At 67.4% G+C, this 21,479-nt stretch carries 12 protein-coding genes; 1 reads left to right on the top strand and 11 read right to left on the bottom strand.

What is annotated here, in order from left to right; genetic code table 11:
- Positions 1 to 27: 27 nt before the first annotated feature.
- From GGR71_RS02590 to hsdR, 4 genes are all read right to left on the bottom strand, one after another.
- Positions 28 to 1,389: a restriction endonuclease subunit S gene (locus GGR71_RS02590; RefSeq protein WP_160959798.1), complete on the bottom strand. Its 1,362-nt coding sequence runs from the start codon at positions 1,387 to 1,389 to the stop codon at positions 28 to 30.
- Positions 1,382 to 2,920 carry a class I SAM-dependent DNA methyltransferase gene (locus tag GGR71_RS02585; protein ID WP_160959801.1) on the bottom strand — a complete coding sequence of 513 codons (1,539 nt, stop codon included), beginning with the start codon at positions 2,918 to 2,920 and terminating at the stop codon, positions 1,382 to 1,384. Before GGR71_RS02585 ends, GGR71_RS02590 begins: the two co-directional genes overlap by 8 nt.
- Entirely contained in the window at positions 2,917 to 4,119 is a 1,203-nt protein-coding gene (locus GGR71_RS02580; protein ID WP_160959804.1) for a Fic family protein, read from the bottom strand. Before GGR71_RS02580 ends, GGR71_RS02585 begins: the two co-directional genes overlap by 4 nt.
- 88 nt (positions 4,120 to 4,207) lie before the next feature.
- On the bottom strand, positions 4,208 to 7,681 hold the full coding sequence (gene hsdR, locus GGR71_RS02575) for a type I restriction-modification system endonuclease (RefSeq protein ID WP_160959807.1): 3,474 nt from the start codon (positions 7,679 to 7,681) through the stop codon (positions 4,208 to 4,210).
- Positions 7,682 to 8,164: 483 nt separating this feature from the next.
- On the opposite strand from hsdR, the gene GGR71_RS02570 reads away from it, so the two are divergent.
- Positions 8,165 to 8,764 carry an XAC0095 family protein gene (locus tag GGR71_RS02570; RefSeq protein WP_160959810.1) on the top strand — a complete coding sequence of 200 codons (600 nt, stop codon included), beginning with the start codon at positions 8,165 to 8,167 and terminating at the stop codon, positions 8,762 to 8,764.
- 528 nt (positions 8,765 to 9,292) lie between these two features.
- Here the strand turns inward: GGR71_RS02570 and GGR71_RS02565 are convergent.
- The 7 genes from GGR71_RS02565 to GGR71_RS02535 form a co-directional block, all read right to left on the bottom strand.
- Complete coding sequence (locus GGR71_RS02565; RefSeq protein ID WP_160959812.1) at positions 9,293 to 11,137, bottom strand: glycoside hydrolase family 35 protein; 1,845 nt, start codon at positions 11,135 to 11,137, stop codon at positions 9,293 to 9,295.
- A gap of 118 nt (positions 11,138 to 11,255) precedes the next feature.
- Positions 11,256 to 13,598 (bottom strand): GH92 family glycosyl hydrolase, encoded by a 2,343-nt coding sequence (locus GGR71_RS02560; RefSeq protein ID WP_160959814.1) that lies wholly within the window; start codon positions 13,596 to 13,598, stop codon positions 11,256 to 11,258.
- A gap of 128 nt (positions 13,599 to 13,726) precedes the next feature.
- Complete coding sequence (locus GGR71_RS02555) at positions 13,727 to 15,169, bottom strand: glycoside hydrolase family 125 protein (protein WP_160959817.1); 1,443 nt, start codon at positions 15,167 to 15,169, stop codon at positions 13,727 to 13,729.
- 171 nt (positions 15,170 to 15,340) lie between these two features.
- Entirely contained in the window at positions 15,341 to 16,783 is a 1,443-nt protein-coding gene (locus GGR71_RS02550) for a family 4 glycosyl hydrolase (RefSeq protein ID WP_160959820.1), read from the bottom strand.
- A complete protein-coding gene (locus GGR71_RS02545; protein WP_160959822.1) occupies positions 16,758 to 17,693 on the bottom strand; it encodes a carbohydrate kinase family protein in 936 nt (311 codons plus the stop codon). Before GGR71_RS02545 ends, GGR71_RS02550 begins: the two co-directional genes overlap by 26 nt.
- On the bottom strand, positions 17,690 to 19,060 hold the full coding sequence (locus GGR71_RS02540; protein ID WP_160960014.1) for an APC family permease: 1,371 nt from the start codon (positions 19,058 to 19,060) through the stop codon (positions 17,690 to 17,692). Before GGR71_RS02540 ends, GGR71_RS02545 begins: the two co-directional genes overlap by 4 nt.
- Positions 19,057 to 20,976 (bottom strand): beta-galactosidase, encoded by a 1,920-nt coding sequence (locus GGR71_RS02535; protein ID WP_160959825.1) that lies wholly within the window; start codon positions 20,974 to 20,976, stop codon positions 19,057 to 19,059. The genes GGR71_RS02540 and GGR71_RS02535 overlap by 4 nt, the downstream gene beginning before the upstream one ends.
- Between the last annotated feature and the right edge of the window lie 503 nt (positions 20,977 to 21,479).

Raw genomic sequence — 21,479 nt, 5'->3', positions numbered from 1 at the left:
TGTGATGGATGTGATGAATAAAGAAAGTCAGTGTGCGGCCGGCTTGCGGCCGCGCTTGGGTTTGTGCGTGGCGGCGCGCTGGGCGCGGATGCGTTCCAGCAGCACGCTGGCCGGTTCGTCGGTGGGGTCCTGTGGCACCAGTTCGCCGCGGAAGGCTTTGGCGAGCAGGCTCTGGGTCAGCGCGTCGATGCGCTGCTGGGCAGCGGCGACCTTGGCTTCCAGCTGGTCAGCGTAGGCAAAGAGCTGTTCGACGCGGCTGACGATTTCGGTTTGTTCGGACAAAGTGGGGACCAGAATCGGGCAGGCTCTGACGTCCCCCTGATTGATGCTTGCCTGATTGACTGCATGCTTCGCGTTGCCGATTAGCCTTGCACGTCCAATCTCGGCGCTCAATGCACGCATCAAGAATTCGGGTTCGATCACCCGCTCATCGACGACTATTCGCATGATATTGCTTTCAAAAACCGTCGGTCCTGGGAGCGAGCGCACAAGCGCGCACTTGCCGAGATATTCGATGCTGTTGACGCGATTGATGAGGATGTCACCTACGTTGAGCGCCCACACCTGTTCTTCGCGTGTGTCGAGTTGGAGAGACCGGAAAGAGTGCCAATCCCTTAGCTCGCCGGAATAGAAGCCATCAATCCTGACGATCTTTATTCCGGAGCCGTATGTGCTTGATGGCTTATATAGCCCGTTCTGCGGCCCCTTTCGGATGAGCTCGCCCAGCTTCGTTGGGACGGGATCATCCAAACCTTGCGTCGCGCGCCATTCGCTTGTCAGCTCGCACGTCGCTGCGGAAGTCAGTACGGACTGGCGAAATCGCTTGAGGAGGGCGGGGATGGCATCGATACGGGTCTTGAGGATGTCGACCTGGGCCAGCAGCGCATCCAGCTTCTGCGCGATGCGCTTTTGCTCTGCGAGCGGCGCAATGACAAAAGGAAGTTCTTTTGTCGCGGCTCCAGAAAGTTCTTTGAAGGTGGTTCCGGTGCCTCGACTCTCGGCCAGGTTGCGGATGCTTTTCAGGTAGTAGTAGACATAGCTCGGATCGAAGTCGTCAGGCAAGATGAAGCTCTTGAATCCCTGATTTGTAGAAATTTCACCTTCCGCAATAGCGACATAGCCGATCGGTGCGCGACTGGTGAATAGCACGCTTCCCGCAGGCATGAGCTTGGCTGAGCTTGCTGCCATGCCTTTGGCAGAAAGGTCCCGCGCGCCATGCGAGATGAGTTTCTTCTTGTAGCCGCTCAGGTCTGCGGGTGTCAGCCAGGCATGTGCTGTCCCGGCATTACTAAAATTGCCTGCATCGGCTGCTGGCGGTGTGCCGCCACCAACGACGTCAAAGATGTCTCCCACTGAGCATGTCGCCCACCCAACCGGCAACTCACTCACCGTCCACCTCACCACTCGTCACTTCCAGCCCCATCACCTCGGCCAGCAGCCGCTTCTGTTCCAGCGCCTCATCACCGGCGCCCAGCGCCTGCATCAGGGCGTCGAGTTCGCGTAGGGCTTCGCTGAGTTCGGCCATCGCTTCGGCGGCCAGCACTTCGGGTGCGGGCAGGCTATTGGCATCGACGCTGTCGGCGTCCTTGAGCCAGCTGATATCCAGCGAGTCGCCGCGCTCGGCGATCTGGGCGCGGGTGAAGCAACGGAAGCGGCCTTGCTCGCCTTCATCGGCGCGCGGGCTGGCGCCGTTGGGATCGGTACCGTAGGCCTCCTCGAACGGTTTCAGATGCGCCGGCCCGAACGGGGTGCGCTTGCCGAAGCTGGGCATGTTGCTGCGCAGGTCGTAGACCCACGTGGCTTGCGTGCAGCCGGTGTCCTGGCGCGGGTTGGCGGCGGTGCCTTTCTGGAAGAACAGCACATTGGTCTTGACGCCCTGCGCGTAGAAGATGCCGGTGGGCAGGCGCAGCAGGGTGTGCAGGTTGCACTTGTCCATCAGGTCGCGGCGGATGTCGGTGCCGACGCCGGCCTCGAACAGCACGTTGTCCGGTAGTACCACGGCGGCGCGGCCACCGGGCTTCAGGCCACGGTAGATATGCTGCAGGAAGGCGAGCTGCTTGTTGCTGGTCTTGTAGGTGAGGTCGTCACGGGTGGGGCCGCCGCCGCCCTTGGCGGTGCCGAAGGGCGGATTGGACAGGATGATGTCCGCCTTGGGCAAGGCGGCGCCGGCATTGCCGAGGCTGTTGCCGAGTTGGACCACGCCGGCGCCTTCGCCGGACATGCCGTGCAGCAGGCAGTTCATCAGCGCCAGGCGGCGCGTGCCGGGCACCAGCTCCATGCCGGTATAGGCCTTGTGCTGCTGGAAGCGGCGGGCCTTGTCGTCCAGCGTGTACAGGTCGTCGGTATTGGCCTTGATGTACGCATCGGCGGCGATCAGAAAGCCGGCGGTACCGGCGGCCGGATCCTGCAGGGTTTCGCCGGGCTGCGGCTGCAGGCAGCGGATGATGGCGTCGATAAGCGCGCGCGGGGTGAAGTACTGGCCGGCGCCGGATTTGGTCTCGTTGGCGTTCTTCTGCAGCAGGCCTTCGTAGAGGTCGCCCAGGCCATCCTGGCGCGCGCTGAACCAGTCCAACCCGTCCAGCGCGGTGACCAGGGTTTCCAGATGGCGCGGTTCCTTGAGGCGGGTCTGCGCATCGGCGTAGATGGCGGCGATCATCGGATCACTGCTCTGGCCCAGGTTCAGCAGCATCTGCCGGTAGTGAATGAGCAGGTTGCGACCAGACTTGCTTTTCAGATCCGGCCAGCGGCTGCCTTCAGGCAGCTTGTGCTCGAAGTTGGGATTGTTCTGTACCTGCTCGTATTCCATTTTGACGAACAGCAACAGCACCAGCTCGGTGACGTAGTCGCTGTAGTTGATCCCGTCGTCGCGCAGGACGTCGCAGAGGTTCCAGAGTTTCTGGACGATGTCGTTATGGGTCATGGGGTGCTGCCCTGTTCTGAAGTGATGCGGGCCGGCAGCGCGATGCTGGAGGCCGGCGTGTTGATGGCGTAACGGGTGCTGCGGCCACTGCCGGGCAGGCGGCGCAGGCAGCCTTTTTCCAGCAGGTCGGCCAGATGGCGGGTGGCGGTGGCCTTGGAGACCTTGGCCACGGCCTGGTATTGCGAGGCGCTGATGCCGTGTTCGAAGCCGCGCTCGCCGCCATCGAGCAGACGGTTGAGCACCTTGACCTGTTCGGCGGACAACGGCTGGGCGTGGTGCAACTGCCAGAAGCGTGCTTTAGCCAATACCCGATCGATGCGGTGCAGTGCCTGCACCAGGCTGTCGTGCAGGGTGGTGAGGAACCAGTGCAACCAGTGGGTGATATCGAGCAGACCTTTCTGGGTAGTTTCCAGGCTGCGGTAGTAGCCGCTGCGGTCGGCGAGGATGCTCGCCGACAGCGCGTGGAAGCGGATCGCCTGTGGTTGCGACTGGGCGAGCGCGAGATCGGTCAGTGCGCGGGTGAGGCGGCCATTGCCGTCGTCGAACGGGTGCAGGGTGACGAACCACAGGTGGGCAATGCCGGCGCGCAGAAGTGGGTCTAGCGTGGGGTCGGTGCGCGAGCTGGCGAACCAGTCGAGGAAGGCGGCGAGCTGGGCGTCCAGGCCGTCGCGTGGCGGGGCTTCGAAGTGGACGGTGGGGCGGTCGAGGCGGCCGGAGACGACCTGCATCGGTTCATCGCCACGTAGCGCGCCGATGCGGATGCGCGTGGGCAGCAGGCTGTCCTGTTCGGCAAACAGCCAGCGGTGCCATTGCAGCAGGCGGGGCAGGTCCAGCGGGGTGTCGGCGTGGCCTGTGGCGTCTAGCATCAGCTCGGCCAGCCCCTCGCTGCGGCCAGTGGTGCGGCGCGGGCTGTCTTCGGTCAGGCCCAGATGGCGGGCCAGCGAGGAGCGTACAGAGCCGACATCCAGCCGCTCGCCCTCGATGGCCGAGGAGGTGACGATGTTGGAGAGCAGGGTGTCCAGTGCTTCGGCGGCCTGCTGGTCGCCGGCGACCGCGCCGGCCATGCCGAGCAGCTGGCCGTGGGCGTGCTGGCAGTCGCGCAACAGTGCCGCCAGGGCATCGGCCTGCCAGTGGAAGCGAGGCCAGTCGGGCTGCTGCCAGATCCAGCGGGGGCGGGGATCGGTGATCCGGTTGGGCATGGGTGAGCCGATTGGCTGGGTTAATTGGCTCTTTGGGTGAGCCGATTATCCCGGCTAATCGGCTCATACGCCAGTGTGAACTACCAACTCAGCCCGTCTGATCCCACAGATGCTCGCCCAGATCGCCCAAGATCTGGTCCAGCCGGCCATCGAGCAGGCGGTCCAACTGCAGGGCGCCGCCGTCGCCGCTGAAGTTGCGTTGTACGGTGTCGCGGTCCATCACCACCTCGTGTATCAGTTGCTGGGCCAGCCGCTTGAGCCAGCGCCGCTGCACCAGCGTCCAGCTGCGCTGGGCATAGATGCCCTGCATGGCCTTGTCGACGCGCTGCTCGAACGGCACCAATGCCTCGCCCAGCGCGGCACGGCGGATGTAGCCGATGATGCTGGCAGCGACCTCCTGCTGGGTGCTGTCGCGCCACGCGCCGCGCAGGTGGGCCTCGCTGTAGCCGTGCTGGTCGAGCAGCAGGCGTACCTCACGCAGCTGGGCGCGGGTGAGGTCGCGGGGGCGGTTGACGATGACGCTGAGCGCGGCGGACTGATTGATCTGCTCGCGGATGAAGGCGTTGAAACTGTCCAGGTAATCGGCCGGGGCTTCGTTGACGCCGTAGTTCTGTGCGCGTTCGAGCAGGGTGTCAGTGTGTTCCGAAATGACCGGATAGCGGTCCGTGCCCAGCAGCACGCCGACTTCCGCTAACTGCTCCACCAGGCGCGGGTGTTCGCGGAGGAAGCTGGCGGCATTGCGCGCGCCGAGCTTGTGCAGGTGGGTGTGCAGCACGGCGGGCGCCACGCCCCAGGAGGTTTCCAGCTCGCTGAGCTTTTCGCGCAGATCCGGGCGCTGCTCGGCGCGATGCTGGGCCTTGCGCAGCACGCGCATGATGCGCTGGCTCAACTGGTCGAGCGCGTCGTCGGCATGGCTGCCGCCGTTGCTGCCGGGGGCATCGAAGCTGCGCTGCTGGCCGAGCTCGTGGACCAGCTGCTCGATGCTGATGTTGGGGTCCTTGACCAGCGGACGCATGGTGTCGACGTCTTCGAGCGCGGCGTACAGATCGACCGGATCGAAGATGCGGAACACGGTCTTGCCGATGTCGTCGCAGCGGCGGGTGGCGCGGCCTTTCATCTGTTCGTAGAGGATGCGCGAGCGGACCCGGCGCATGAACACCAAGTTGGCGATACGCGGCACATCGATGCCGGTGGTCAGCAGGTCGATGGTGATGGCGATATTGGGGTAGCGCTCGTTCTTGTAGTTGCGGATCAGCTGGTCGACCTTGTCGCTTTTGCCGGTGATCACCGCGACGCTGGCCTGGTTGTAGTAATTGCCATGGACCTGTTTGAAGGCCTCGTCCAGCTGGTTCTTGACGCGTTCGGCGTGGGACTGGCTGACGCAGAAGATCAGGGTCTTTTCCTCGCCGTCCGGGTCCAGTTCTATGGCGAGCTGCTCGCAGACGACCCGGTCGAAGTCCGCGGTGATCACACGCCGGTTGAACGACTCGATATTGAAGTCGAGTTCGTCTTCCAGGTCTGCGGTATCGACTTCGCCGGTCTGCGTGTTGATGACGCTGACACGCTCGCCGCGATCGAAGTGGATGCCGTTCTTGCCGAGCGCGGTGGTGTAGCGGATGGGCGGCTCGTGGTCGATCAGCCAGTCATCTGCCACTGCTTCGCGGTAGCTGTAGGTGTAGATCGGCTTGCCGAAGATTTCGGTGGTGTGCTTGGCCGGCGTGGCGGTCAGGCCGATACGGCAGGCATCGAAATAGTCGAGCACGCGGCGGTATTGCGACAGGTATTGCGCGTGGTCGCGCACGGCCAGTTCGCCTTCGGTCATTTCCTGGTCGAGGGTGTAACCGCGGTGGGCCTCGTCGACGACGATGCAGTCGAAGGTGCCGATCGGTGGCGGGTCATCGGATTGGAAAATGCGCCGGACCATCGCCTGCACCGTGGCGACCTGCACGCGGGTCTCATCCGCGGTGCGGGTATCGTCCAGGCCATCGAGGTTGTAGATCTGCGCCAGCGTCTGGTTCTGCTCCAGCTGCATGTCCTGCATCGTCTCGGTGGCCTGGGTGCCGAGCGCGGAGCGGTCGACCAGGAACAGAATCCGGTGGAAGCGCTCGGCCTTGAGCAGGCGGTAGATCAGGCCAATCATTGTGCGCGTCTTGCCGGTGCCGGTCGCCATCGCCAGCAGGCAGTTACGTGAGCCCGATGCCAGCGCGCCTTCCACTGCCTGGATCGCGCGCTGCTGGTAGTCGCGCAGGTTGAGGTAGGCGAAGCCTTCCTGGGCCAGGTCGCGCTCGGCCTGGTCGCGATCGCGGGTGAGCAGATCGGCGATGTCCTCGGGCGTGTGGAACTTCTGCAGCGGGCGCCGCAGGTTGGCCGGTGAGCGCAGGTCGCGGAACCAGATGCCCGATTGCTCGGCCAGCTGTTTCACGAAAGGACGGCCATTGCAGGCGAATGCCAGCGGCACCTGGAATTGGCCGCCCTGGCCATCGGCCCAGCCTGCGATCGAGGTGGCGGCCGGGTAGGCGGGGGCTAGCTCGCCACGTATCACGAAGTCGCGCGCGTAGCGCTCGGCCTGGGGAATCCGGTCGGCGATGTTGATCTGCTTGCGCTTGGCCTCGACGATGGCGACCGGGGTGAGGCCGGCGAACAGCACATAGTCGGCGTTGGCGCGCGGCACCTTGGTGGGCCATTCGGCGATGGCGAGGTTGCGACCTTTTTCCGGGCGGATGCCCTTGGCGTGGGTGAGGTCGAGCGAGTCTGCTTCCCAGCCGGCCTCGCGCAGCTGTTGGTCGATCAGGATGCGGGTGAGGTCTTCGCTGAGGTCGAAGTTGTTGCTGGCCTGCTGTGTGGCGCCGGCGACCTGTTGGGTGGTGGCCTGGCGGCCGGTGTCGGGTTGTTGCAGGTTGGCGATGCGTTGTTCGAAGTCCTGGCGAAGCCGTTGCAATTCCTTTTCGCGTTGGACTGCCAGCGCCGACTGCGCACGCGCTTCGACATCCATCGCTTCGGCGAGATCGGCGTTGAGCTTGGCTTCGCGGTCCTTGAGTTCGGCGAGCGCCTGGCTCTGGTCATGTTGCTGGCGGGCGGTATCCAGCTCCGCTCTGAGGCGATTGACTTCGGCCTGCACTTCGCGCAACGGCGCGGCTGGATCCTTCGGGGGCACGAAAGCACCGGCCTTGAATTCGGCGGCGTTCCTGCCGAAGGCTCGGTGATACCAGACCGCCAGGTCGCGGGCGACCTTCAGGCCATCCATCGCTTCGCGGTGTTGCGTGGTGAAGCCGTGGGTCGCCTTGTTGCCCTCGACCCGCAGCACGTGGAACAGCTCCTGGATCTGCCGGTCCAGGCGTAGCTCGCGCGCGAGCTGGTAGATCAGATCTGCCTGGGTTGTCCGTTGGTCGTGGATGATGCCGGCACGTCCAGCGAGATCCTGGGCAAGTGCTTCGGCGAACTGCCGGAGCTTGATCAGCGTGGTGTTGGGATCACTGGCAAAGACCTGCTCGGCCATCGAGGCCAGTTTGAAGAAGACCGGATCGTGTTCCTGCAGGAAGGAAAAGTTGCTGTCGACAGTCACTCGCGTATCCGTACTGAGGGGCAGGGCGGCCAATGGCATCTTGTGATGCGAATAGTAGGCCACGCCGGGTGTTGTGGGTATCGGGCCTGGATGCAGGGTGATTATCGTGCCGCGCGATCTGGCTACATCCATCGGCAGGCGTAGGAATGGTTTTTGTCGTTATTTATCCATTTGAGCAGTTCCTGGCAATCAACCGTTCGTCGGCGTAAGGAAGTCTTGACGTGGCTGGTTGCCAGTAGCATTCTCGACCCACGGAGCCTCGAAACTCCGCAAACAGCGGTCCCCACCTCCGACAAACCGGTGGTTTTTTTGTGCCTGCATGCTTTGCAGGCGCAGCCGACGCGATGCTCTGCGTCGGGAGGGCGGCGAATACAACACCCGCAAGGGGAATAAGCCCGCCGACTGTTTGCGGTTTCGAGCCTCCCGACTTCCCGTCCGCCGTTCGCGGCGGACGGGTCACTTCGATGGAACGAGGAGGCAACGATGTCGTACGACCGTTTGGATGACGAAGACATGCCTGGCTATTTCCTGCCGGAGGAAAGCCAGTTCCGGCTGACGAGGCTGAGCGACCACGTCAGGTTCCTGGCCCGCATGGCGCAGCCGCGCACGCAAGCCGAAGAGCGTGCCGCCGAGCCGAAGGTGTGCATGGGCGAACTGGCGTTCTGCCTGGAGCTGCTCGCCGATCAGGTGGACCTGGTGCTGGACGAGGTGTCCTACCCAGCGCAACGTACCGGCAAGACGGGTGTTACCCGGCCCGATGCCATCGCCGAGGTGAGGCAAGCAGCGGGCGGCGGATTCCGGGTCACGCTGGAACAGATCGACCGGCTCAACCTGCTGGTCGAGACTGTCTCGGCCCACGCGCGGGTGGTGGCGGTCGGCGATGCGACCAAGCGCGCCGGCAAGACGCCGCCCGAAATGGGCGACGTGATCTTCGATGCGGTGGCCGAAGTGCGTACGCTGCTGACGCAGATTGAAAGCCAGCCGCTGCGCCATCCATTGCCGAAAAGCGATGTGCGCGAGGAGCGGGCGGTCTATGCGGTGGGGCGGGTGTCGCAGGCCGTGGGCGGCGAGCGCTTGCACTGATCCATGAGGGAGGTGGGGTGGGGCAGGGAGGTCTCGCCTTGGATTGGATTGACTGGCCTTGCATGGTCGGCGCTGATTCGCAGCGGGTTTCAGGGGGCTTCTTCGTCGTAATGTTCCTGCCCAAGGCCAAAGTTTTCTTCGGAACATCCGATTGGTGCTCTCGAAGGCGGGAACGGGCGCCGCCGCGTTCGATTCGAAAGTCCTTGGATGATCGGTCCTTCGGACCGCTGTGGAGCGCTTCCCGCTTTCGCGGGAATGACCAGGGGGAGGGGGCGCAGTGTCCTGCGCCTTTGCTGCGGGAAGGCGCTGGGCCCCCGTCTGCGCGGGGGTGACGGTCGGTTTTGATGTGATGCGGGTGGTGCAGCACCGGCTCCGGGACGAGCGGTGTTGAATGGGAGGGCACTGCGTTGGGCGCGCGTCCTGAGTGGGTGCCGGCTGGGGATGCCGCTGCCGCTGGCCGCAGGATCTGAGACCGCGTCGGCGGAGCATGGCGGCATGGGGAATGCCACGGCGCGTTCCACGACTAACTCAGTTACTCGGCGTATGCCAAGCCTGCCCTTTAATCCCACGCACACTCGCCTCCGCCACACCATCCAAATCAAACACAATCACGCTATTCCCGCCCTTCCGCTGCCACGGCGCCGGAAAATACAACGCCCGCTGCGGCCCAATCTTCCAGTGCCGTCCCAGGTTATGGCCATTGGCCCAGGCAAAGCCTTTGCCGAAGGCGCGCATGTCCAGGAACGTATCGGCAGGCGTGCCGATCTTCACCGTGCCGCGGTGGAACGCGGGGCCGTCGACCTTGGCGGTGGTCCAGCCGGTGAGCTTGCTCGGGTCGTCCATCGGCAGGGGGAAGGTCTGCCAGCCGGTGAGGGGTTTGCCGTCGAGCAGCACGGGGTCGACCAGGCCGGCATGGCCGTCGGGGAGGTGGGCGCCATAGTTGATGCGGCCGGTGTTCTCCACCAGCACGTCGAGGGTGTGGGGGCCGGCGGGGATGTCCACGTCCACCGCCACTTGCTGCAGGCGGCGCTCGGCGCTGCCGGCCGGTGTGCGATCGACGTAGACGCGGGCGTAGTCGCGCACCTCGCCCAGGTACAGGCTGCCCTTGCGCGGGCCGGTGACGGTGGTGCGGTAGAGGATGTAGCCGTAGGCCTGGCCGTAGCGCTCCATCGGCTGCGGGGTGTCGGTGGTGGCGGCCGGGGCGGGCAGGTTGTCCCAGAGCGAGGCGGATTCGCGCAGCGGCGTGGCCGGCAACTCGGCGAAGCGGATCGGCTTGGGCAGCGCCGGCGGGGCGATGCCGGTGACGCGCTGGATGGCGTCGCGGAACAGGGTGAACTTGGAGGTGGGGCGGCCGGCTTCGTCAAGGACGGCGTCGTAGTCGTAGCTGGTGGTCTGCGGGGCGTAGTGGTCGCTGGGGTTCTTCTGGAAGTTGGCGCCATTCATGAAGCCGAAACTGGTGCCGCCGACGAACATGTAGAGGTTGGCGGAGTGGCCCTGGCGCAAGATCCATTCGAATTCGCTGGCCTGCTTGGCGGCATCGGTGGCCGCGTGCTTCTCGCCCCACTGGTCGAACCAGCCGGCCCAGTATTCGCCGACCATCTGCGGTTGCCCGGGGCGGAACTTGGCCAGGGTCTCGAAGGCGTTCTTGGCGTCGCCGGGGGCGAAGTTCACCACGGCCAGGGTGTCGGGCAGGGTGCCGTTGGCGAGCACGTCGGGGCCGTCGGCGGTGAACAGCAGCGCCTTGTCGAAGCCGGCCTGGACGAACATGGCGCGGTTGCGGCGCATGTAGGCGTGGTCGTCGCCGTAGGAGCCGTATTCGTTCTCCACCTGCACGGCGACGATCGGGCCGCCGTTGCCGTTGAGCCGCGGTTTGACCTGGGCGGCGAGGGCGTCCAGGTAGGCCTGGCTGGCGGCGAGGAAGCGCGGGTCCTGGCTGCGCACGCGCATGCCGGGTTCGGCGAACAGCCACGCGGGATAGCCGCCGGCTTCCCACTCGGCGCACACGTAGGGGCCGGGGCGCAGGATCACGTTGAGGCCCTGCGCGGCGGCTTCGTCGACGAAGGCGGCGATGTCGTTGTTGCCGGTGAAGTCGAACTGGCCCGGCCGCGGTTCCACCAGGTTCCAGAACACGTAGGTCTCCACCGTGTTCAGGCCCATCGCGCGCGCTTTCTGCAGGCGGTCCTTCCAGTAGGCGCGCGGGATGCGCTGGAAGTGGATGGCGCCGGAAATGACCTGGTACGGCTTGCCGTCGCGGATGAAGTGATCGCCCTGGGTGGCGAAGGCGGGCCAGGCGGTGGTTTGAGTCGGCTGCGCGGCTGCCGGGAGCGATAGCAGGAGCGACAGGGCGAGGGCGGACAGGGAGCGGCGCAGCATGTGGGGGTTTCTTCCGGTGGCGAGTTCGGGCTTTACCTGTAGGAGCGGTTTCAGCCGCGACCGGGGCTTTCGGGGAAGCCCCGGTCGCGGCTGAAACCGCTCCTACGAGACGCGAGGATCAGCTAAAGGACGGCGGCAGATCGTCCTTGCCGGCACCGAAGGCGGTATTGGGCTTGGGCCCCATCTCAAGCTCCAGCGTGCCGCCGGCCGCGAGGTCGGCATGGCGCAGCCAGCTGCGGGTGTACGGCTTGCCGTTCCAGCGTGCGCGTTGGATGTAGACGTTGGCCGGGCTGTTGCCGTGGGCGACGATGCGCAGGGTGCGGCCGTTGCCCACGTCCAGTTCGGCGCGCTTGAACAGCGGGCTGCCGAGCACGTAGTTGGTGCTGACCGGGTCCACCGCGTACAGGCCCAGCGCGCTGAGCACGAACCAGGCGCTCATCTGCCCGCAGTCCTCGTTGCCGGACAGGCCGTTGCGCGCGTCGTGGTACTGCTCGCGCAGCAGCCGCCGCACCATCGCCTGGGTCTTGTACGGCTGCCCGGCGTAGGCGTAGAGGTAGGCGACGTGGTGGCTGGGTTCGTTGCCGTGCGCGTACTGGCCGACCATGCCGTCGATATCCGGCGGCGCGTCCGCCGGCAGGTCGGAGCTGGTGGTGAACAGTTCGTCGAGCTTGGCGACGAAGTTGTCGCGGCCGCCGAACAGGTCCATGTAGCCGTACAGGTCGTGCTGGTTGAGGAAGGTGGCTTGCCAGGCGTTGGACTCGGTGAAGTCGCGCCACTGCGCGCTGTGGCCCATCGCGCGGGGATCGAACGGGGTGGCCCACTGGCCGTCGCTCAGTCGCGGCTGTACGAACCTGCTCTCGCGGTTGAACACGTTGCGGTACTGCCGCGAGCGTTCGCGCAGGTGCTTGGCATCGTCGTCGGCGCCGACCGCCTGCGCCAGGTGCGCTACCGCCCAGTCGTCGTAGGCGAATTCCAGGGTGCGGCTGACCGATTCGTCGACCTTGTCGCAGGGGATGTAGCCCATCTGCCGGTACAGCGCCAGGCCGTGCACGTCGTCGTCCATCGCGCGCTTGCGCCACGCCGGGTAGGCGGCTTTCCAGTCGATGCCGGTGAAGCCCTTGGCATGCGCTTCGGCCAGCACCACGGCGGAGTGGTAGCCGATCATGCAATCGGTCTCCACGCCCTGCAGCGGCCAGATCGCGACGCCTTGCGGCGATTCGTGGGCGCCGCGCACCAGGCACTGCACCAAGTCGGGCACGCGCTCGGGCTGCACCAGGGTCAGCAAGGGATGCAGGGCGCGGTAGGTGTCCCACAGCGAGTAGGTGCTGTAGTTGTGGTAGCCGGTCGGCGCCTGGTGCACCTGCAGGTCCATGCCGCGGTAGCGGCCGTCGGTGTCGCTGAACAGGGTCGGTGCGATCAGGCTGTGGTACAGCGCGGTGTAGAAGATGCGGCGCTGCGCTTCGTCGTCGCTGTCGATGCGTACCCGCCCCAGTTCCTTCTCCCATTCGGCGACGGCGGCGGCGTGCACGCGGGCGAAGTCGAAGTCGGGCAGTTCCGCGTCGAGGTTGGCCAGGGCGTTCTCGGCGCTGACCGCGGAGATGCCGACCTTGACCAGCAGCGGCGCGTCGGCGGCATCGGGGTAGTGCAGGGCCAGCTTCAGCCGATTGCCGTCGGCGCTGCGCGCGCTCGCGGCCAGCGGCTGGTCGTCGGCATACAGCTGCGCGCTGGCGAACGGCCGCGACAGGCGCATCGCGAAGTAGATGTAGCGGCCCTTGGCCCACTGGTAGACGCGGCGGCCGCCGGTGACGGTCTGCGCGTCGACCAGGCGCAGGCTGGCGTCCTCGACGCGGGTGGGGATCTCGGGCTTGTCCTGCATGCCGTGGCACAGGTCCAGCAGCAGGTGCGCCGGCTTGCCCTTGGGGAAGTGGTAGCGGTGCAGGCCGGCGCGCGCGGTGGCGGTGAGCTCGGCATGCACGCCGCTGTCCTTCAGGCGCACGCGGTAGTAGCCGGGCGAGGCGGCTTCGTCGGCGTGGTCGTAGCGCGAACGGTAGCCGGCGTCGGGGTTCTCGCGCGTGCCGGGCTGCAGCTTCACCGGGCCGGTGGCCGGCACCACCAGGAAATCGAGCATGTCGCCGACGCCGGTGCCGGACAGGTGGGTGTGCGAGAAGCCCATGATCGAGCTGTCGTCGGCGTGGTAGCCGGAGCAGGCGTCCCAATCGGCGTTGTAGGTGTCCGGGCTCAGTTGCACCATGCCGAACGGCAGCGTGGCGCCGGGGAAGGTGTGGCCGTGGCCGCCGGTGCCGATGAACACGTCGACGTTGCGGGTGAGCTCGGCCTTGGCGCGTGCATCGGCCGGCAGCGCGTAGCTGCCGGCGCGTGCCTGCGCCAGCCGCGCGATGCCGCTGCTGCCGAACAGGGCCAGGGCGATGGCGCCCTGCAGGAAACCGCGTCGTGTGGCCATGGTGCTGTCCTCGGGGTGTGCGGCGGTGCGGTGGGGGTGTTTGCTGTTGTGGGAGGGACTTCAGTCCCGACGCTTTGTCGGTAAGGCCCGTCGGGACTGAAGTCCCTCCCACACATGCAGTGATCGCGTCATGCCTTCAGCAGGTGCGGCTTGCGCTGGTGCAGGTCGATGATCAGTTCGCCGAACAAGGTGTTGGCCCAGGCGAACCAGTCGCGGGTGAAGGTGCTCGGGTTGTCCTTGTCGAAGGCTTCGTGCATGAAGCCGCTGCCGGCGTCGGTGGTCTTGAGCCACTGCAGGCACTGGCGGATCTGCGCGTCGTCGTCGCTGGCCAGCGCGTACTGCATCAGCGACATCGGCCAGATCGTGCCCAGGCCGCTGTGCGGGCTGCCCACGCCTTCGGCCGCGCGGCCGCGGGAGAAGTACGGGTTGCGCTCGCTCCAGGCCAGGTGCCGGGTGCGCAGGAACACCGGGTCGCGGCGATCGCAGCAGCCCAGGTAGGCCAGGCTCAGCAGGCCGGGCGCGTTGGCGTCGTCGATGAACAACTGGTTGCCGTAGCCGTCGACCTCGTAGGCCCAGAACGGCTGGCCGTCGGCGTCGCGCATCTGCCCGAATTTGTGAGTGGCCGTCTCGACCTCGTCGGCCAGCGCACGGCATTCCCCGGCGAAGGCGGCGTCGTGATGCAGCGCCTCGCTCATCGTCGCCAGTTGCCGCAGCGAGGTCACCGCGAACAGGTTGGCGGGCACGAACAGCGGGTACAGGCAGGCGTCGTCGGACGGGCGGAACATCGAGTGGATCATGCCGTTGGGCCGGGTCGGCTGCCCGTAGCCGTCCAGCACCAGGGTTTCGGTGGCCAAGGGCGAGGGCCGTTGGAAACTGTACGGGCCGCGGCCGTGCAGGCGCTGCTGCTCGCGGAAGGTGCGCACCACCACGTGCATGGCTTCGCGCCAGTCGTCGTCGAACGGCGCGGCATCGCCGCTGGCGCGCCAGTACTCGTGCGCCAGGCGGATCGGGTAGCACAGCGAATCCACTTCCCATTTGCGCTCGCCGACACCGGGCTTCATCTCGGTGATGTCGGCCACCGACCACTTCAGGCGCTGGCTGGTGCCGTCGGGCAGGAACGCGTTGGCGTAGGGATCCAGGCGGATGCAGGCGGCCTGGCGCTGGATCAGCCCATGGAACATGCGCCGCAGCGCCGGGTCGCGCTTGGCCAGCGGCACGTAGGGATGCACCTGCGCGGAGGAGTCGCGCAGCCACATCGCCTCGATGTCGCCGGTGATGACGAAGGTGTCCGGCTTGCCGTTGCGGGTGCCGGTCTCGACCGTGGTGTCGAGGGTGTTGGGGTAGCAGTTCTCGAACAGCCAGGCCAGGCGCGGATCGGCGATGCCGGCCTTGACCGTGCGCAACTGGCGCTCGACCGCGGCGCTGGCGAAGCGGCGCTTGCCCGGCGGCGGCCGCTTGCTGGGCAGGGCAGCGGAGGCCGATGCCGCAGCGGCGGCCGGCAGCGCCCCGCTCAGCAGCGCGGCGCCGGCGCTGGCGCCGAGGAAGTGGAGGATGTCGCGGCGGGTGGGCATGGCCTGGAACGCTCCGTGGAATCGACGAACGCTCCCGGCGCGGGCCGGCACCGGGGGAGGCGCCGGCCGCGGCCGGGAGGGCAGGTTGATGGTACCTATAACGGACCAATTTGCGACGACCTTACAACGTGTGGCCGTCCGATGCATCCTGCGAGTGCACAACCGACCGGCTCAGTGCGGGTGATGCGCGCCGTGCCAGTGCATCGGTCCCGAGCACACGCATTCGCCGTCGTCGCTGTCGTTGCCGGCATGGCCGAACAAGGCCTCCAGCAGCCGCCGTGACGGGCTCCACTCGCCGATGGCCGGGTGGATCAGCATCGCCTTGCACGCCTCCAGTTGGCTGCCGCTGAGTGCGGCGTCGATGGCGGCGTGCTCGTAGGCCTTGACCGTGCGTACCAGGCCCTGGATCGCTTCGGGTAGCGGCCGTGCCGGCAGCGGCGTGATGCGGTCGCGCTCGATGGAGGAGGAGATCTCGACGATGTCGTCGTCGGCCAGTTCCGGCATGCAGCCCTGGTTGCGCACGTTGACCACGTGCCGCCCCGGCAGCGCGCCGGTCAGCGCGCTCATCACGTCCACGGCGATGCGGTGGTAGCCGGTGCTGGCGCGGAACGGGTCCGGCTGCGGCGCGAGGTCGTCGGCGAAGGCCGAGCCGGCCTCGGCCTCCAGCCGCATGTACGAGCCGGAGCGCTGCTGCAGGTAGGCGGCGTAGGTCTGCACCGCGCCGCTGCCGTCGCCGGCGTTGAGGCGGCTGCGCAGGTCGGCGATCAGGGTGTGGTTGAGCCGTTCGATCTCGCTGCCGCGGCTGGCGCCGCTGGCGCGCTGGTTCTCCAGGGCGCGGCTGCGCTCGTAGTAGAAGTACAGGTATTCGGTGGGGATCAGCCGCAGCGTGCGCAGCATGTCGAAGTCGAACAGCGGCGCCAGGTACAGCTGGCGCAGGATCGCGTCGTCGGCAAGGATCCGGTCCATGACGTCCTCGCCGCGCACGCGCACCGCGCGGATCCAGCCCAGGTGGTTGAGGCCGACGTATTCGCAGTCCACGTCCGCGGGCGGCTCGCCGAGCGCGCGGGCGATGTTGTGGAACAGCTCCACTGGCGTGTCGCAGATGCCGACCACGCGCGCGCGGGTGTGGCGGCTGATGGCCTGGGTGATCAGCCCGGCCGGATTGGTGAAGCTGACCAGCCAGGCGTCGGGGCTGAGCCGCTCCACCATCCGCGCCTGCTCGATCGCCACCGGTACCGTGCGCAGCGCCTTGGCGACGCCGCCGGGGCCGGTGGTCTCCTGCCCGGCGTAGCCGTGGCGGATGATGGTGTGCTCGTCGGTGGCGCGCTGGTGGATGCCGCCGATGCGGATGCTGTTGAGCACGAAGTGCGCGCCGTCGATCGCCGCTTCCGCCGAACTGGCCGCGTTGACCTGCAGCTCGCCGCCGAACTCGGCGACCACCGCGCGGCCCAGCGCGACCATCAGCGCCAGCCGATCCTGGTCCGGATCGTAGAGCACGATCTCGCGCGCGCCGAGCGCTTCGGCGGCATCGTTGACGCCGTATACCACCAGCGGCGCACGCACGCCGCCGCCGCCGATCAGGGCGAGTTTACGGTTGGGAAAGGAACTGCTCATGGAGACTCCTGAGACGTGGGGGATCGGGAAGGCCGTCGAGCGCGCCGAGCGCGGTGCAGCAGGCGGCGCCGCACAGGCAGCCGCGCTGCGCGCAGGCATCGAGGGAAGCGTGGTCGAGCAGCGCGTCGATGAAACCGGCATCGAAGGCGTCGCCGGCGCCGGTGGTGTCCTGCACGGCGACGACGGGCGCGGCGACCAAGCGCGCGCCGGCGGCATCCACCACGCAGGCGCCGGCGCCGCCGAGCTTGATCGTCACCTGCGCCAGGCCCAGCGCCTGCGCCCAGGTGGAGCAGGACGCGGCGTCGTCGCCAGTGCAGCCGGCCACCGCCGCCTCTTTCTGGTTGGGCAGGAAGTGGTCGACCGCGCGGCAAGTGGCGTGGTTGTCCGGGTCGGCCAGCCATGCCGGGTTGAAGCCCACGTCCAGCGAGGTGCTGCAACCGGCCGCGCGCAAGGCCGGCAGTAGCGTGTGCGCCAGCGTCGCCGGCAGCGGCAGGGCGAAGTGCACGTGGCGCGCGGCGCACATCGCCTCCAGCGCGGCGGCGCTGCCCAGCAGCGGTTCCAGCTCGGCATTGGCGCCGGGGTAGGTGAAGAACGACCGGTCGTCGTGCAGCGACACGCTGGCGGTGACGCCGGTGCCGGCGGGGTGGTCGACCAGGCCCTCGGTGCCGACACCGAACTCGCCCAGGCGCTGCGCGAACCAGGCGCGGTCGCCAGCGCCGATCGCGCCGATCAGCGTCACCTGCCGCCCGAGCCGCGCCAGCCCGCAGGCGGTGTTGACGGTGCCGCCGCCGAGATCGCGATGGTAGTGCCGCGCCATCGCTTCCTCGCCCGGCCCGGGCCAGGTGCTGAAGCCGCTGAAGATGTGGTCGAGGTAGACCTCGCCGACCACTGCGACGTCATGGGTTTTCATTGCTGGAAGGGCCATGCTGCCTCGCGTTTGGCCTGGATGAGATAGAGCGCGGTGCCCGCGCACAGCGCCAGCACCGCCGCCAGCAGCCGCGGCAGCGGGCTGGTGGCCAGCAGCGCCAGCCAGCCGCAGACGCTGATCAACAGCGGCCACGGATACAGCGGCATGGCGAAGCCGGCGCGGCGCCGCGGCTGCCGCCGCAGCAGCACCACCGCCAGGCATTGCGCCAGGAACTGGAACAGGATCTGGATGATCATCAGCGTGGCGATCAGGTCGTCCAGCGACAGCGGGCAGGCCAGCGCCGAGGTGATGCCGACGAACAGCAGCGACACGGTGGGGAAGCGCCCGCGCGGGTGCAGCCGCGCGAACACGCCGAAGAACTGGCCGGATGCCGCCGCCGCATACGGCACCCGCGAATAGCCGAGCAGCACCACCAGCGCCGAGCCCCAACTGGCGAGCACGATCAGCGCCACCGCCACGGTGCTGCCCACCGGGCCATAGATGGCCTGCATGAAGTCGGCGACCACCGCCTTGGACTGCGCCGCCTGCTGCCACGGCAGCACGCCGAGCAGGGTCACGTTCAAGCCCAGGTACAGCACCGCCACGATCGGGATCGACCACAGCACCGCGCGCGGAATCGTGCGGCGCGGCTTGCGGATCTCGCCGCCGAGCATGCACACGTTGTTGTAGCCGCCGTAGTCGTACACCGCGATCAGCGCGACCGCGCCGAAGCCCAGCCAGAAGCCGTGCGGCGAGGCCGGCCGCGCCTGCAGGAACTCGCGCGCCAGCGCCATGTCGAAATGCAGCGCGCCGCTGAGCACGATCCACACGCAGGCGGCGATCACCACGGCGCTGACCAGCAGCGACAGCACCTGCACCGAGCGCACCTGCCGGTACAGCAGCGCGGTGTTGAACAGGCACAGCGCCATGGCGATGCCGGTGAGCGCGGCGTGGCTCAGCCCGGGCATCAGGTAGGCCAGGTACTGTGCGCAGCCGACCGCGGCCGCGGCCACCGACAGCGGCGCGGTCAGCAGCGTCTGCCACAGGTACAGGAAACCGAACAGGCGCCCGGCGCGGTCGCGGCCATAGGCCTCGCGCAGGTAGTGGTACGGCCCGCCCGAGCGCGGGATCGCCGAGCCCAGTTCGGCCCACACTAGGCCGTCGCACAGGCACAGCAGCGCGCCGACCACCCAGCCCAGCAAGACTGCCGGCCCAGCCAGCGCCGACAGCGCCAGCGGAATGGTGATGAACGGGCCGATCCCGATCATGTTGAGCAGGTTGGCCGACAGCGCGCTCCAGAATCCCAGCGTGCGTGGTGGCGCGCCCTGGTCCTCGGCGGAGGACGCGACGGGGGCGGCGAGCGACGTCATGTGCATGCGCGATCCTGCGGGGAGGGAAGGGGAGCGACGGCCCGCGTTGGTTGCGCGGGCACCAGGCCATCGGCGCAGCGCACCTGGCCCGGCTGCAGGCGGTGCAGATCGAGGATCAGCACCTGGTTGGCGCCGGCGTGCAGCCAGGCACCGGGGCAGTACAGGCACTGCTGCGGACCGATGTCCCAATAGCGGCCGAGCAGGCGCCCGTTGACCCACAGATAGCCCTTGCGCCAGTCGCGCATGTCCAGGTGCACGTCGCCCGGCTGGTCCAGGGTGAATTCGGTGGCGAAGAACAGCCCCGGACGCTGCGGCGGTGCCTGCAGCGGGCGCAGCGACGGTGTCGGGTCCGCGTCCAGCGCCAGCCCGCGCACGTCCCAGCCGTGCAGCTCCTGTCCATCGAGCCGCACCGGACCGAGCAGGCCCTTGCGATCGCCCAGCGCCGGGCCGAAGTTGATGTGGCCGAAGCTGTCGACCAGCACCTCCAGGTCGCGCGTGTCCTTTGCTGCATCGGGCAAGCGCAGCTGCAGCGCGCTGTGCAGGCGCGGATGCCGCACCCGCGACACGTGGTCCAGCTCGCGCCCGTCCAGATGCACCACCGCGTAGTCGTGGACCTGCCCCAGGTGCAGCGCCTGGCCCGCGCCGATCCGCCGCCGATACAACACCAGCCCCTGGTCCTGGCCGAGCAAGCGCTGGTTGTCGATGGGGGTGTCGGTCTGCAGCGCGGGGCCGAGGTTGTCCCACAGCGCGGCCACGGGCGTGGCCTGCACCACATCGAAATGCGCGCGGCGCGGTGCGGCCGGTACCGGCGGCGCGGGCGTGTCGGCCTGTGCGGCGATGATCTTGCGCAACGCAAAGTACGCCGGCGTGGGGCGGCCGGCTTCATCGATCGGCGCGCCGTAGTCGTAGCTGGTGAGCGCCGGCTGGAACTGCGAGCCGTCGTCCTCGGCATTGGCCCCGGCGCTGAGACCGAAGTTGGTGCCGCCGTGCACCACGTACAGATTGAACGAATAACCGGCGGCGGCGATGCGGCGCAGCAGCGGCGCATAGTCACGGCGCGCGAACTGCGGCTCGCCCCAGTGCGTGAGCCAGCCGGGGTAGCCCTCGGACACCCACACCGGCGCCTGCCCGGCGAAGGCCGTGGCCGCCCGCAGATCGTGCAGGTCGGGACCATCCAGTCCCAGCGCCGCACCAGGCAACATGGCCTGGCGCCGACGCAGATCCTTGAGCCCTTCGGCCAGCGAGAACGGTCCCTCGACGCCATGCGCCCGCCACAGCGCGGCCAGCGCCTGCAGGTAGCCGACGTCGCTGCCATGCATCGAATACTCGTTCTCGATCTGCAGCATCAGCACCGGCCCGCCGGCACTGGCCATCAACGGCGCGATGCGCGGCGCGATCGCCCCGATGTAGCGTTCCACCGCCGCCATGTAGCGTGCATCGTGGCGATCGCGCAGGCGGATGTTCGCCTCGCGCAGCAGATACGGCGGCAGTCCGCCCAGCGTCCACTCCGCGCAGACATACGGCCCGGGCCGCAGATACACCCACAGCCCCTCCTGCTGGCACAGCCGGATGAACCCGACGAAGTCGCGCTCGTCGCTATCCAGATCGAATTGCCCCGGCGCCGTTTCCAGCGCATTCCACATCAGGTACAGCGCGATGGTGTTCAGCCCCATCGCCTTGGCCATGCGAATCCGATGCAACCAATCCGCCTTCGCGATCCGCAGCGGATGCAGCTCGCCGCTACGGATCTGCCACGGCTGCCCGTCCAAGGTGAAGTTTCCCTGCGCGAAACCGAAGGTGTGGGGGCGCCCGTCCGGCACCGGTGCTGGTGTTGGCACTGCTGCGCGCAGCGCCGGCATCGCCGCTAATCCCAACGGCGCCAGCAAACCGAACTGGCAGAAGCTGCGGCGCTTCATTGAAGGCTCCAGCTGGATCGTTGCTGTGGCTGTGGCTTTTGCTCTTCAGCTTTTGCTCTTCCCGGGTCCCCTCCGCAGCGGCGGAGCTGGCGGGCAAAACCCCCAGGAGGGGGGCGGCGCACAAGGATGTGTGCCGTTTTCGGCCGGGGCAGGGCTCGCCGGGAAAAGGCGAAGCACTGCTTCGCCCCGGCGGGCGGGCTGGCGCCGTGAGGCGACTGCCCCGGACTTGGCTGCGAAGTAGACAAGCCCCGTCCGAAAATCCCGCTAGCGGAGCGGACCCGCGCAGCGGGCGCTGTGGCGGGGTGTGCTTGATCAGCCATTCGGCTGCTGTAAAGCGGTTTCTTTTGGTTACTTTTCTTTGCACAAGCAAAGAAAAGTGACTCGCCGCCAGGCGAAAGCTGTTGCTCTTGCTTGCCTGCCCAAGCACTACCGGTAAAGCCTGTCGGGACTGAAGTCCCTCCCACAAAAAGCGTGGTCCAGGCCGCGTCGGTAAAGCCTGTCGC

The organism is Xanthomonas sp. F1 (assembly GCF_014199855.1).
The sequence above is the reverse complement of the archived record's forward strand: the minus strand, read 5'-3'. Positions and strand labels throughout refer to the sequence as shown.

Coding starts and splice junctions, on each gene's coding strand:
- GGR71_RS02570 (WP_160959810.1), top strand. CDS start 8,165: ATGTCGTACGACCGTTTGGATGACGAAGACATGCCTGGCTATTTCCTG.
- GGR71_RS02545 (WP_160959822.1), bottom strand. CDS start 17,693: ATGAAAACCCATGACGTCGCAGTGGTCGGCGAGGTCTACCTCGACCAC.
- GGR71_RS02585 (WP_160959801.1), bottom strand. CDS start 2,920: ATGACCCATAACGACATCGTCCAGAAACTCTGGAACCTCTGCGACGTC.
- GGR71_RS02580 (WP_160959804.1), bottom strand. CDS start 4,119: ATGCCCAACCGGATCACCGATCCCCGCCCCCGCTGGATCTGGCAGCAG.
- GGR71_RS02565 (WP_160959812.1), bottom strand. CDS start 11,137: ATGCTGCGCCGCTCCCTGTCCGCCCTCGCCCTGTCGCTCCTGCTATCG.
- GGR71_RS02550 (WP_160959820.1), bottom strand. CDS start 16,783: ATGAGCAGTTCCTTTCCCAACCGTAAACTCGCCCTGATCGGCGGCGGC.
- GGR71_RS02540 (WP_160960014.1), bottom strand. CDS start 19,060: ATGACGTCGCTCGCCGCCCCCGTCGCGTCCTCCGCCGAGGACCAGGGC.
- GGR71_RS02535 (WP_160959825.1), bottom strand. CDS start 20,976: ATGAAGCGCCGCAGCTTCTGCCAGTTCGGTTTGCTGGCGCCGTTGGGA.
- GGR71_RS02555 (WP_160959817.1), bottom strand. CDS start 15,169: ATGCCCACCCGCCGCGACATCCTCCACTTCCTCGGCGCCAGCGCCGGC.
- GGR71_RS02560 (WP_160959814.1), bottom strand. CDS start 13,598: ATGGCCACACGACGCGGTTTCCTGCAGGGCGCCATCGCCCTGGCCCTG.